This is a genomic window from Niallia sp. FSL W8-0951, from assembly GCF_038006525.1.
In the GTDB taxonomy this organism is placed as follows: Bacteria; Bacillota; Bacilli; order Bacillales; family Cytobacillaceae; genus Niallia; species Niallia circulans.
On record NZ_JBBOVK010000001.1, the window covers coordinates 249327 to 263947 of the forward strand.

At 35.6% G+C, this 14621-nt stretch carries 8 protein-coding genes and 1 pseudogene; 8 read left to right on the forward strand and 1 reads right to left on the reverse strand.

Going from position 1 to position 14621, the window contains the following annotated elements; all coding sequences use genetic code 11:
- Positions 1-120 precede the first annotated feature (120 nt).
- Positions 121-3204, reverse strand: coding sequence for an efflux RND transporter permease subunit (locus tag NSS71_RS01095; RefSeq protein ID WP_095257887.1), 3084 nt, complete (start codon positions 3202-3204; stop codon positions 121-123).
- Between the two features lie 96 nt (positions 3205-3300).
- Here NSS71_RS01095 and NSS71_RS01100 point away from each other — a divergent pair, with 96 nt between their 5' ends.
- From NSS71_RS01100 to NSS71_RS01135, 8 genes and pseudogenes are all read left to right on the forward strand, one after another.
- Positions 3301-4152 (forward strand): TetR/AcrR family transcriptional regulator, encoded by an 852-nt coding sequence (locus tag NSS71_RS01100; RefSeq protein WP_341151222.1) that lies wholly within the window; start codon positions 3301-3303, stop codon positions 4150-4152.
- Between the two features lie 179 nt (positions 4153-4331).
- Complete coding sequence (locus tag NSS71_RS01105; RefSeq protein WP_341151223.1) at positions 4332-5480, forward strand: PstS family phosphate ABC transporter substrate-binding protein; 1149 nt, start codon at positions 4332-4334, stop codon at positions 5478-5480.
- A 503-nt stretch (positions 5481-5983) separates the two neighbouring features.
- Positions 5984-9397 carry a pullulanase gene (locus NSS71_RS01110; RefSeq protein WP_341151224.1) on the forward strand — a complete coding sequence of 1138 codons (3414 nt, stop codon included), beginning with the start codon at positions 5984-5986 and terminating at the stop codon, positions 9395-9397.
- 155 nt (positions 9398-9552) lie between these two features.
- A pseudogene (safA, locus tag NSS71_RS01115) lies at positions 9553-10133 on the forward strand (SafA/ExsA family spore coat assembly protein).
- 256 nt (positions 10134-10389) lie between these two features.
- A complete protein-coding gene (locus NSS71_RS01120) occupies positions 10390-11406 on the forward strand; it encodes a threonine aldolase family protein (RefSeq protein ID WP_061800301.1) in 1017 nt (338 codons plus the stop codon).
- A gap of 294 nt (positions 11407-11700) precedes the next feature.
- On the forward strand, positions 11701-13641 hold the full coding sequence (locus tag NSS71_RS01125) for an FAD-dependent oxidoreductase (protein ID WP_341151225.1): 1941 nt from the start codon (positions 11701-11703) through the stop codon (positions 13639-13641).
- A 145-nt stretch (positions 13642-13786) separates the two neighbouring features.
- On the forward strand, positions 13787-14047 hold the full coding sequence (locus NSS71_RS01130) for a metal-sensitive transcriptional regulator (protein WP_047941399.1): 261 nt from the start codon (positions 13787-13789) through the stop codon (positions 14045-14047).
- 95 nt (positions 14048-14142) lie between these two features.
- The gene (locus NSS71_RS01135) at positions 14143-14616 is read left to right on the forward strand and encodes a DsrE/DsrF/DrsH-like family protein (protein ID WP_341151226.1); all 474 of its coding nucleotides are present in this window, start codon (positions 14143-14145) and stop codon (positions 14614-14616) included.
- The last annotated feature ends 5 nt before the right edge of the window (positions 14617-14621 follow it).

A 14621-nucleotide genomic window follows, 5' to 3' on the forward strand; every position in this document is an offset into this window, starting at 1 on the left:
CCATAACTACAAAAACAGCCAGTAGAAGCAGCATTCATCCCACTATAATAGCTAAATCAGAGGAAAAGAAGACAGACAAAAGCCAGTGAAGAAACCTTCACTGGCTTTTGTCATATAGCATTAGCTTTCGTCAATATCTTTACGATTTTTCTTAAATAGTTTGGAAAGAACTTCATAAACAATAGGGACGATAACAAGTGTTAACAAAGTAGAACTGATTAAACCACCAATAACAGTAATACCAAGGTCTTTAGAGATTAATCCACTACCACCAGAACCAACTGCTAATGGAATTAATGCACCAATTGTTGCAATAGCTGTCATTAGAATCGGACGAAGACGTGTTGATCCTGCTTCAAGAATCGCTTCACGCATATTCATTCCATCTCGTTCCATATGAATGATTCGGTCTACTAATACAATGGCATTCGTTACAACAATACCAATTAACATTAAGAGCCCCATCATTACCGAAACAGAAATGGTTTGACCTGATAGGTACAATCCGACAAACGAACCGATAACAGCGAATGGTAAACTGAATAGAATCGAGAATGGGGCAACCCCTTCACGGAATGTAACAACAAGGATAAAGTACACGATCGCAACAGCAGCAATCATAGCAATACCTAACTGTGTGAATGTTTCATTCATATCTGCAGTTACACCCGCAACTCCCATTGTAACGCCTTTTGGTAAGTCGATTTTATCGATTTCTTTATCTACTTCATTTGTTACTTTCGAAACATCATCACCAAGGATTTTTCCTGATACAGTTGCATAGTATTCACCTTTACTACGAGAAAGCGTATTTAGAGTAGTTCCTTCTTCTACATCCACAAGCTCTGAAAGTGGCATTGTTTGCCCTGTAGCAGTTGGAATTTCAGTGTCTAGCATATCGTCGATTGATTTCGGCTGTGCTGATTTTTCTTGTTGGACAATAACATCAAGCTCCTCACCGTCTTTTTCAATCGTTGTTAATACATCTTTTGAATTGTTAGGGCTTAGTGTCGCAAGGAGCTGACCAGCTGTTAACCCATATTGTAATAATTCTTCCTGATTTACTTTAAATGTATATTCTACATAAGCATCTTCAGCTGTTGTAGTAACATCTTCTAAACCATCATTCTTTTTTAACACAGATTCTACTTTTTTCACTGATTCATTCAGCTTATCTAAATCTTCACTATAGAATGTATAGCTGACTTCATTCGTTGACATCCCGGTTGATGAGAAGTCTTGGGATTTCCATTCGCCAGATTGATCGAGATTTGTAATATATTCCTCAATTTCATCACGAACTTCAGGGAAGTTTTTCATATCTTCATCAAAGATTAGGTACATAAGTGCACCGCCAGCTCCCATGCCCATCATTGCGCTTTGTGCATCAGCTGTATCATTAATCGATAATTGAACGATATCGATATCTTTGCGGTCAAGCATTTTTTCTTCTACTTCTGTAACGTTCTTTAATGTCTCATCCTTTAGTTCACCAGTTTCTGGAGTGTAGGTGATATACATCGTTTTTTCTTCTTCACTTCCTAGGAAGCTAAAGCCGATTAAAGGAGTGAGGGCAACACTTCCAACTAATAAAATAACAGCGATAAGGGAAGTGATGATTTTATGATTAAGTGCTTTTTCGAGAATACCTTTATACCAAGTTGCCAATTTACCAGCTTCTTTATGATTACTTTCTGTTTTCTCACTATATAATTTTTTCTTAAATAAGAAATGAGAAAGTGCTGGAACGATTGTAATGGCAACAAGTAATGATGCGCCAAGAGAGAACGCCATTGTTAAGGCGAAAGGACGGAATAATTCTCCAACCATGCCTCCAACAAACATTAATGGAGCAAATACCGCAACTGTTACTAAAGTAGAAGACAGGATTGGTTTGAACATTTCAATCGTTGCTTCTCTAATAAGCGCGCGGCCAGTTAATTTTTCTTCTTTCAGGTGCAAGCGTCGATAAATATTTTCCACGACAACAATGGAGTCATCAATTACCCGCCCGATTGCCACGGTAATAGCACCTAGCGTCATAATATTTAACGTGATATCCATCCAGTTTAATAGCAGTAATGCCATGAAAATAGATACTGGAATGGAAATAATCGAGATAATCGTTGATTTAAAATCACGTAAGAATAGTAAAATAATTAATACGGCGATTAAACAACCAAATACTGCTTTTTCAACCATGGTAAACACAGATTTTTCAATCGGATCTCCCTGGTCGAGAGAAACATCAATTACTAAGCCATCAATATTTTTTTGCTCATCTTTAATTAAATCTTTTACACTGTTAACAACATCAACAGTGTTTGCTTGTTGACCTTTGACAATTTGGATGGCGATTGCATCTTTACCATTTGTACGAGAAACTGATTCCACTTTCCCAACTACTTCAATTTTTGCAATATCGCTAAGTTTTACGAATGGGGCAGGATTTTGTTCAGATGGAGTGACAGGAATAAGCATATTCTTTAGTTCTTTTTCTGTCATAAATTTCCCGTCAATTGCAACTGCTTGTTCGCCTTCTTCAAACTCGTAAAGTCCTAAAGAAACTGCTAAGTTACTCGCTTGAATCATATCTTTAACAGTATCTTCCGTTAAATCTAATTGCGCCATTTTTTCTTTATCGTATGTTAAATCGACTTCTTCAATATGCTGACCTGTGATAGTTGCAGAAGCGACACCATCAATCTTTTCGATTTTTGGAAGAATGATATCTTCCACAGTTGATGTTAATTCGGTAATGTCTTCTTCTGTACTGCTGACACTTAACGCTACAACTGGCATCATATTCATACTGATTGCTGTAATTGTAGGTTCCTCTGCATCTTCAGGTAAGGTGACATTATCCAGAGCGGATTGTAAAGCTCGTTTTGCTTCATCCATATCCGTACCATATTCATATTCTAATTGAACATTTGCCATGTTCGAATAAGAATTTGAATAGACAGCTTTAACATCTTCCAGATTTTCTACTACTTTTTCTATCGGCATGGATACTTCCTCCATCACCTTCTCCGGAGTAGCTCCCGGGTAAACATCCATTACGGTTAAGTATGGAATAGAGATATTTGGTATGGTTTCCATATTCATCCTTGTACCAGAATAGATACCTGATACAGTAATAATAATGGTTAGTAACCAAACCGCAAGCTTGTTACCTAACACAAAATTTACTAAACCTTTCATAATACACCTTCCCTTTATTGACTAATCTAACTCATTTACTTATAATAAATGACTAAGTAGTCATATGTCAATCAATAGTACATAGGAGAGAATGAGATGACAAAAAAACAGCTGATTATGGAAAAATCGATAGAGTTATTTGCAAAACAAGGATTTGCGGCTACTTCCGTTCAACAAATAACGGAACATTGTGGGATTTCTAAAGGGGCCTTCTATTTATCCTTTAAGTCAAAGGATGAATTAATTATGGCTTTAGTTGATTATTTTATGGAACAGTTCATCGCGAAACTTGACTACGCAGTCAATCATGTAGATGATATTCTTTATCATTTTTATTACGAAATATTATATACATTTAAGGAAAATTCTAGTTTTGCGACATTGTTTATTAAAGAGCAAGCGCTTTCGTTTAATGATGAATTTATTCGAAAGTTTACTTATTATGATCATTTACTGGAAAAAACAATCGAGCATATGATTGGAAAAGTATATGATTCATCCAAACAAGCAATCAAGTATGATTTAGTATTTAGTATTAAAGGGTTTCTTAATACTTATACGCATATTGTATTAAACCATAATAACTATATTGATTTTGATTTACACAGGCTTGCAAAATCGCTTGTAGAGAAAACAGACATTATAGCTTCATATACAGAATCACCATATTTTACAGAAAGTATCTATCAGTTGCTGCACCAGTCCGTTATTGAAGAAAGTGCGACAAAAGAGGATTTGCTGCAACTTATAAAAGGGAAAATGGAAGAAGTAGATGATCATTATGTGAAAGAATCGCTTTCTTTACTTGTAGAGCAGTTGGAAAAGAAAACATTGAACCCGGTTTTACTAAAAGGATTGCTTGAAAACATTCGACATCATCGTGACTGCATTTGGTTATCCTATTTATTATTCCAATATTTTAAGCTTTATCCGAGTCATAAACAATAGATATATTTTAAGATGAGTTCTTTACAGGATTCATCTTTTTTTTTATAGGATTTCAAAGCAATCAAGGAATTGTAGCAAATAAAATAATTATTGATTAAAGTGAAAATATACACTAAAATTGAAATAAATCATTTGTTAAGGCGAATAAATGAGAGATTGTAATTATAAAGGAGAAAAAAATGAAAGTATTACAAGCAATTATAATGACGGTGTTTATCGTATTTATTGGATTTATTGCAACAATGGTAACCACTTTATTCACAGCTAGTACATTTTATCTATGGTTTTTACCGATTATTACTGTATTTTATATGGTAACTGTTTATCTATTAATCTTTGAATGGGGGAAGAAAAAAGCAGTCAAAAGGGCAAGGATAGTAATTTTAGTCATGAGTATCTGCGGGATAGCGGGTTATATAATTTATGAACATTTTGATAAAAATTTAGAGGTTGTTAGTAGTCAAGATACGGATTTAACAGAATATATGCCATTTTTAGAGGGAACAAAAGCTGTGTCGTTGAAAGAAGAATCAACATTTAAAATAGAAGGGGATCTTCCAAGATTAGACGGCTCTACCGCTCTTTATCCTGTATACGCAGGGTTTGTTCAAGCAGTCTATCCACAAAAAATGTATCCATTAGAGGAAAGTGAGGTAGTTTCAAGTCAAACAAGTGAGGCATTTAATCGCTTATTAAATCGTGAAGCAGACATCATATTTGTGCCAAAGCCTTCAGAGAAACAATATAAATTGGCTGAAAGCCTTGGAGTAAAATTAAAGCTTACACCAATTGGGAGAGAGGCATTTATCTTTTTTGTTCATGCGAAAAATCCAGTGGAAACACTAAGCGTGGAACAAATACAGGATATTTATTCTGGGAAAATAAGAAACTGGAAGGAAGTCGGTGGAAAACATGAAAAAATTAGAGCATTTCAAAGACCAGAAGAAAGTGGCAGTCAATCTGCATTGTTGAGGGTTATGGATGGAAAACCGTTAATGGATCCTCCCACAAAGGATATTGTCAATGCAATGGAAGGCATAATAAGTGAAACTGCAGACTATCAGAATAAAAGAAATGCGATTGGGTTCTCTTTCCGGCATTTTTCAGAAGATATGGTGCGTAATGGAAAAATAAGAAATATTGCTGTTGATGGAATACCTCCTACAGTAGAAACAATTAAAGATGGAAGCTACCCTTTCATTAATGAATTTTATGCCATTACGCTGGAGGATAATAAATCTCCCCAAGTTGATGGATTTTTAAAATGGATGGTGTCAGAGCAAGGCCAACGGATTGTTTCGGAAACTGGCTATGTGGCAGTTGAATAGATACTAATATGTGGAAGATCTTTGTTTGGATAACCGGCAGTATTTATTACTGGCCGAGTTACCTGTTTATATGGTAAACAGCAACAAAAGAATCTTTATTTTTTGCTTATAATGGAGAAAACTAATTAATTAGATTGATAGATAGCTGTAAAAAGGGGAGAAATCAGCCAAAGTAGGAAAAAATCAGCCAAACGCATCCACTCCTCATAAAGATGAAAACCAAAACGCTTTATTAATGGATTTTTTCTACTCAACTTTTCTAATCCCTTTTTTTGTCTATTTTATAGGGCGGAATGCCTGTAACTATCTAGTTTGGAATTCTGTTACCGTGAACAATCAAAAGAAATATTGACACTCATAATCTAGTATATTTATAATCTCACATAGAAAGAAAGCGTTTACTTTTACATCACTAGAAGAAGTAAACGCTTATTTTTTTATAACTAGTTAGGTTTAGTAAAAGGCTCAAGTTGCTTAAAACATTTAGAACAGGAGGAACAGGAATGAATCACTGGTTAAGGAAATCACTCATTATACTAACGATATTTGTTCTTGTGTTCACGACACGAGGCTTCTCGTTCAATCAGATGAACGTAAAAGCAGAGAACACAGATGGAAAAGATATACCTGAAAACACATTAAGAATTCATTATCAAAATGAGGGAAATAAGTATCAGAATCTAGGGTTATGGCTGTGGGACGATGTAGAATCACCTACTGCTAATTGGCCACAAGGTGCTGCAGCGTTTGAAGAAAAGAAGCAAGATGAGTATGGTACATATATTGATATTCCTTTGAAAGCAGATGCTAGAAAGGTTAGCTTTCTTGTTGTAAACAGAACGAATGGAGAGAAAGAGAGCGGAGATAAGTCCGTTACGATAAACAATCCATCATTAAATGAAGTATGGATTAAAGAAGGTTCAGATAGTGTTCATCTATTTGAGCCAGTAGAACTGGCTGAAAATACTGTTAGAATTCATTATCAAAGAGATGACCAAAACTATGATAAGTTAGGGTTGTGGTTATGGGACGATGTAGAATCACCTACTGTTAATTGGCCGACTGATGCTGTAGCATTAGAAAAAAATGATCGCTATGGTGCTTATGTTGATATAAAAGTGAAAGAGAATGCTAAAAAAATTGGCTTTCTTATTGTAAACCGTGAAAATGGTGAAAAGATTGGTGGTGACAAAGGGTTCGCTTTATTGGAAGAGTATAATCATTTATGGATTAAAAATGAAGATGATCAAGTTTATATTTCACCATACTGGGAATCACCAACTGATTTAGTTTCAGGAGAACTATTGTCTGACACAACCATCCAATTAACTTTTTCCAGTACAAAAGGACTTGTGAAAGAGGATATAGCGCAAGCATTATCTATTGTGGATAAGGACCAAGAAGTAATAGATTTTAGTGCAGTGAAAATTATTAATGAAACCACAGTGGAAATAACAGGTGTTTATGATGCGGAAAAGGGGCCTTTTACAATCTCTTATCAAGGAAGATCTGTTACAGCCAAATCTGGATGGAAAATGTTAGATGAAAATTACTTTTATGAGGGCAATGATTTAGGGGCCACATATCATAATAAGGATGCAACATTAAAATTATGGGCACCGAAAGCATCAAAGGTAACCGCCGTTTTTTATGATAAAAATGATGCAGCAAGGAAAATTGGCAGTTTAGATTTAGTACAAGGGGATCAAGGGGTATGGAGTGTCGAAGCAAAAGCAGATGATCTCGGCATCAAAGATACAAGAGGATATTATTATCAATATGAAGTAACCAATGATGGAAAAGTATCTAAAGTTTTAGATCCTTATGCTAAATCGATGGCAGCTTTTACTGTTAACACAAAGGGACAGGTTGGCAGTGATGGCGATACAGTAGGAAAAGCAGCCATTGTTGATTTAAGTCAAACCAATCCCGCTAACTTAACTAGTGTGAAGATTGATGGCTATGAAAAACGAGAGGATGCAATTATATGGGAAGCTCATATTCGTGACTTTACTTCTGATCCAACCATTCAGACAGATTTAAATGGTCGCTTTGGAACTTATAAAGCATTTATTGATAAACTGGATTATATAAAATCCTTGGGTGTTACACATGTCCAACTCCTGCCAGTTAATGCTTGGTATTGGGGAGATGAAACGAGAATGGGAGAAAGGGAATTAGAGTATTCGGCAGCAGGAAATGAATATAATTGGGGGTATGATCCTCATAACTATTTCTCACCAGATGGTGCCTATTCGGAAAATCCAAAAGATCCAGAGCTGCGCATTAAAGAATTAAAGGAGCTAATTAATGCGATTCATGCTGCTGGCATGGGAGTGGTTCTAGATGTTGTATATACACATATGTCCAATGCTAGTCTATTAAATGATATTGTTCCAGATTATTATTTTTTCCAAGACAGTAATGGTAAATTTGTGGGGGGATTTGGAAATAACTTAGCTACAAATCATAAAATGGCGGAAAAGCTAATGATAGATTCAGTGAAATATTGGTTTCGTGAATTTAAAATCGATGGCATGAGATGGGATATGATGGGGGATGCAACCTATGAAGCTGTTCAAAAAGCTTATGATGAAGCGGCAGCCATCAATCCAAATGCATTATTTATTGGAGAAGGGTGGAGGACGTTCTCGGGGCATTTAGCAGACCCATCTTTGGCAGGAAAAGGTGCAGACCAAGACTGGATGGATAAAACCGATGATGTCGGTGTTTTCTCTGATGAAATAAGAAATGAGTTAAAATCGGGTTATGGTTCAGAAGGAGAGCCGCGCTTTATCACTGGCGGAGCTCGTAATATTCAGACGATATTTAATAATATAAAAGCACAGCCATCCAATACGCCAGCAGATAATCCAGGAGACATGGTGCAATATATTGAAGCACATGATAATCTGCCGCTCTACGATATTATTGCGAAAGCTTTGAAAAAAGATCCAGCCATTCCAGAAAATGATCTAGAAATTCATAAACGTATTCGCCTTGGAAACTCATTGATTCTGACTTCACAAGGCACGGCATTTTTACATGCAGGACAAGAATATGGAAGAACCAAGCAATGGCTAGGAGAGGGAATTCCAGAACAAAAATATGATGCTTTTACAGATGAAAATGGCAATGTGTTTGGTTACTTTGTTCATGATTCCTATGATTCATCTGATGCCATTAATATGTTTGATTGGTCCAAAGCCACCAATAAGGAAGCATATCCAGTAAATAATGAAACGGTGGAATATACAAAAGGATTAATTGAATTAAGAAAATCAAGCAATGCTTTTCGACTAGGAGAAAAGAGTTTAGTCGATTCTAATGTAACCATGATTGCTGCACAAGAGATTCAGGAAGAGGATGTTGTTATTGCCTATAAAAATGAGTCAACAGACGATACAGGCAGCTATTATGTATTTATAAATGGTGATACAAAAGCTAGGGAGCTGACATTAAGTGAAGATTTAACCGAATTTAAAGTAGTAGTGGATAATGATGAAGCAGGTAAAGATTCTGTTGAAGAGAAAAGTGGTTTCACTTTAACAGCAGAAAAAATAACACTTGAGCCACTTACTACTATTGTCATAAAAAATGAAAAAGAGACAGGCGGAAATCCGGATGATGGCGACAAAGAGCCAAATGATCCAGAAAAACCAGTGGATTCAACAGATCCTAAAGCTCCAGAAAAACCAGATAAAGAAGACCCAGTTAATGCAGATAAGAATCCCAATGATAATAAGGGAGACAAGGGAGATAACGGTGAGAAGGCTGACAATAACGGAAAATCAAAAAATTCCTTGCCAAATACAGCAACTAATAATGGCACATATCTACTGATTGGGATAGTTATTTTAGCAGCAGGTGTTTGTCTTTCTATCATCATTCGCAGAAAAAAAGCAGATGCAGAATAAATAAATAGATAGCAGAAGTTAGGAGTATAGCTAACTTCTGCTTTTTGTATTTAAAAAAGGGAAAGAAAGCAAAAAATAATGGACGAAGGATAAAACGAAATTTTGTGTGCACCTTATTATTCAGAAGGAGTGGTAAAATGAAGAAAATAATAGCAATGGTTAGTTTGTTTTTATGTTTAATAGCACTCCCTACGATGGTATTTGCTGATACATATACCGTTAAAAATGGAGATTCAATGTGGAAAATTGCGGTGAAATATCAAATTGGCTTAAAAGAGATTATTGCTGCGAACACACAGATTTCAAATCCTAGTTTAATTTATCCAAATCAAAAATTGACTATCCCCAATATTGATTCCATTAAAACTGTAGATCGGGAAGTAATCCGACTTTGCAATATAGAACGTCAAAAAAAGGGACTTCCTGCTATAACGGAAAACTGGGAATTATCAAGAGTTGCTAGAGATAAATCGATGGATATGGCTCAAAAAAATACTTTAGTCCTACAAGTCCAACATACGGATCGCCATTTGATATGATGAAAGCCTACGGAATTGGTTATAAAGCAGCCGGGGAAAATATTGCCCAAGGCCAAACAAGCGCACAAGCAGTAGTTCAAGCGTGGATGAATTCGAGCGGTCATAGAGCCAATATACTAAGTGAAAACTTTACACAAATCGGTGTAGGATATTACCAAAATGGTAACTATTGGACGCAAATGTTTATATCAAAATAATATTTTAGCAAGGGATTACTACTTAAAATTAAGTGATAATCCCTTTATTTGTTGTGATGAGATAATACTTCTAATTTTGGTAGCTAGCTGGCTATTAATGCTTCCTCTTGAAAATCCACACAGTTCTCAGTGAAGCCTTGCCAACCATTTTCATATAGTTATTCGACAACCGCGATAAAGTGGACAATTGCCAAAACATTTAGTGACAAGACGAATCTTTTTGTGAGAAAATATTTTTAAAAAGGAGGCTATGTCCATGTATAGTTTTAATAATGATTATAGTGAAGGAGCACATCCACGAATTTTACAAGCATTGCTAGAATCCAATTTGCAGCAAGAAATAGGATATGGGCAAGATTCCTTTACACACAAAGCAGTTGAAATATTGAAAGAAAAACTGAATTGTGAGGAGGTAGATGTTCATCTTTTAGTTGGCGGAACGCAAACTAATTTAATTGCCATCTCTGCCTTTTTAAGACCACATGAAGCAGCAATTGCCGCAGCGTCTGGACATATTTTTGTTCATGAAACAGGAGCTATCGAAGCAACTGGTCATAAAGTTCTTACTGTTGATACGGAAAATGGCAAGTTAACACCAAGTCTAATTCAACATGTACTTGATGAGCATACAGATGAACATATGGTAAAGCCAAAACTCGTATACATATCCAATTCAACTGAAATTGGAACGATTTATTCCAAAAGCGAGCTTAAACAGTTAAGTGAGTTTTGTCAGAAGAATCAATTGCTTTTCTATATGGATGGAGCACGTTTAGGGTCAGCACTTTGTGCCAAAGACAATGATCTTACGTTAAGTGATTTACCTCAACTTCTGGATGCTTTTTATATTGGCGGTACCAAAAATGGAGCATTGATGGGGGAAGCGCTTGTGATAAAGAAAGATTCCTTAAAGGAGGATTTTCGTTATCATATGAAGCAAAAAGGGGCTATGCTGGCAAAAGGCAGAGTGCTAGGAATCCAATTTTATGAGTTATTTAAGGATACTCTTTTCTTCGAATTGGCTGAACACGCTAATAAGCTGGCAGAAAGACTAACGACAGCATTAGCCGAGAAAGGTTATCGTTTTTTAACCCAATCTTCGACTAATCAGGTTTTTCCGATTGTTTCTAACGATAAGATTATAGAATTACAGAAGAATTATCAATTCAACATATGGGAAAAAATTGATAAGGAACATTCTGCGATTCGGCTTGTTACCTCTTGGGCAACAAGAGAAGAGGAAGTGGAGCAATTTATTAACGATTTAAAATAAGAATAGATAAAATTATCAATGGCATACCAGAAATAATTAGGTATGCCATTATTCGTTATTCCATAGGAAATGTTCCGTAGAAAAGAATTTTAAGTATTGTTACAGTAAAGCGTTATAGCTAGACCGCTATATTTACTAATGAACTATTATACGAAAAAACAATAGTCTTTTATAATACCTAGCATTTTTTTCTTTACTTATTTTTGTTTGCTCTCTATAATATTCATATAAACCCCACGGGGTATATTTTTTATCGAAAATAATACCCCGTACGGTATAAAGGAGGAGCTTTTTATGAGTAAGAAAGTAATTATTATTGGTGGTGTGGCAGGTGGAGCAACAGCTGCTGCACGATTAAGAAGGATAAGTGAAGAAGTAGAAATTATCTTGATTGAAAAAGGAGAGCACATTTCTTTTGCTAATTGTGGGCTGCCTTATTATATTGGAGAAACGATTAAAGACAGAAGTAAGTTGCTTGTACAGACAGTGGAAGGAATGTCAAAAAAGTTTTTATTGGATATTAGAGTACAGAGTGAAGCAATATCGATTGATTCGAATAATAAAAAAGTCACGATTAAAAATTTACAAACAGAAGAGATATACGAAGAAACTTATGATAAGCTGTTGCTTTCACCAGGAGCAAGACCAATTATTCCCCCTATATTAGGTATAGAAAACCATCAATCACTATTTACACTAAGAAATATACCAGATACAGATCGCATAAAAGCCTTTGTTGATCAAAACGCACCAGAAAGTGCTGTAATTATAGGTGGCGGATTTATTGGTGTAGAAATGGCAGAAAACCTAGCTGCCCGTGGAATAAAGGTAATGATTGTGGAGAAGGGGCATCAAGTTTTAGGTCCACTGGATGTGGAAATGGCAGGTCCTGTTCAAACACATCTTAAGCAAAATGGAATAACGCTTATTTTAGGAAATGGAGTAAAAGAATTTAAAGGCAATGGAGATATCATAGTACTGGAAGATGGGACGGAAGTTCAAACAGATATGACCATTCTATCTATTGGAGTAAGGCCAGAAAATGAGTTAGCCAAACAAGCGGGACTAGAAATTGGAGAACAAGGTGGTATTGTTGTAAATCACTTGTTACAAACTTCTAATCAAGATATTTATGCTGTTGGGGATGCTATTGAAGTTCGTGACTATATCAATAGAAAGAAAACAATGATACCACTTGCAGGGCCAGCAAATCGCCAAGGTAGAATTGCTGCTAATAATATGATGGGAAAAAAAGAGAAGTACGAAGGAACATTAGGTACTTCAATTGTTAAAGTGTTTGACTTAACAGTAGCTACTACTGGAAATAATGAAAAAACACTCCAAAAATGGGGGATTCCTTATGAGGTGGTTCATATTCACCCAAATTCACATGCTGGTTACTATCCTGAAAGTTCTTCTATTGCTTTCAAATTGATATTTGATAAAGAATCAGGACAAATATATGGGGCACAAGCAATTGGAAGGGGAGGTGTCGATAAACGAATTGATGTCATTGCAACTGCAATTAAAGGTAATCTAACCGTAGAAGATCTAACTAATTTAGAACTATCGTATGCACCGCCATATTCATCTGCCAAGGATCCTGTAAATATGGCAGGATATGTGGCAGTAAATATTGTAGATGGAGAATTAGAGCAAATCCAATGGCATGAGGTAGATCAGATAGTGCAAAACGGTGGCTATTTACTGGATGTAAGAGAAAGTGTTGAGCGAGAGTTTGGATATATAGAAGGGTCACTTAATATGTCGTTAGGTGAAATAAGAGAGAGAATGGCTGAATTACCAAAAAATCAACCGATTTATGTGAGCTGTCAAGTTGGTTTAAGAGGATATTTAGCTAGTAGAATATTAAAAAATAACGGTTTTAATGTAAAAAACGTTGATGGTGGATGGAAAACCTATTCTTCAGCTTTTGCGGATACAGAAATGGCAGAAAGAACGGAAGGAAGCAGCCAAACAAATGAAGAAATAAGAGAAGACGAAAGCTTTCAAATTGATACAGTACTGGATGTTTCCGGATTAACTTGTCCAATGCCAATTGTGAAATTAAAACAAGGGATGGATCAATTAGAGAGCAAGCAAGTGTTAGAGTTGCAAGCGACAGATAGAGGGGTATTAAGTGATTTGCCAGCATGGACAAAAAAAGTAGGACATCAAATTTTAAAGACGGAACAAGTAGGCTCTACCATTAAATTTTGGATTAAGAAAAAATAAAAGAAAAAAAGAATGCTCTTTAGTTAGGCATGCTATATATTCGCTTCAGCTAGTTTGACAGGCTATAATAATGATCAATAAATCATGTATAATGTAGGATAATAGTGACTAACTGAAAATATGGCAAATGGAAGGGGTATTTTCTTTGGAATATAATGATCAATTAAAAAATAGAGTTAAGCGGATGGAAGGACAATTAAGAGGAATTCTGAAAATGATGGAGGAGAATAAAGATTGTAAGGAAGTGATTACACAGTTATCAGCTGTTCGTTCAGCAGTAGACCGAACAATGGGTGTTATTGTGAGCACTAACTTAGTTGACTGTGTGGTAGAAGCCCAGGAAAACGGAGAAAGAATGGATGATGTAATTAAGGAAGCAGTAAATCTGTTAGTCAAAAGCAGATAATGAACAAAGATAAAAAGCTCTAGAACCTATAGAGCTTATAATTTTAGATGATTATATACCTATAGGGGTAAAGTTAATTGGGAGAGGGAGATAAAATGACAACGAAAACGACGATTGTGTTATTCAGTGGTGAATATGATAAAGCGATGGCTGCCTATATAATTGCTAATGGTGCAGCTGCTTATGATCATGAAGTCACTATCTTTCATACTTTTTGGGGATTAAATGCTTTAAGAAAAAAAGAGAATATACAAGTAAATAAGGGATTGTTAGAAAAGCTCTTTGGAAAAATGATGCCGAAGGGAGCAGATAGAATGGGTTTATCCAAAATGAACTTTTTAGGATTTGGTCCTAAGATGATTAAACATGTTATCAAACAGCATCAGGCAATGACACTTCCGCAATTAATAGCAATGGCGCAGGAACAGAAGGTAAATCTTGTCGCATGTACGATGACAATGGATTTACTTGGATTAAAAGAAGAAGAGCTGTTAAAAGGGATTGATTATGCTGGTGTTGCTGCCTATTTGGCTGAAGCAGAGGATGGCCATGTGAATTTATTTATCTAAAATTA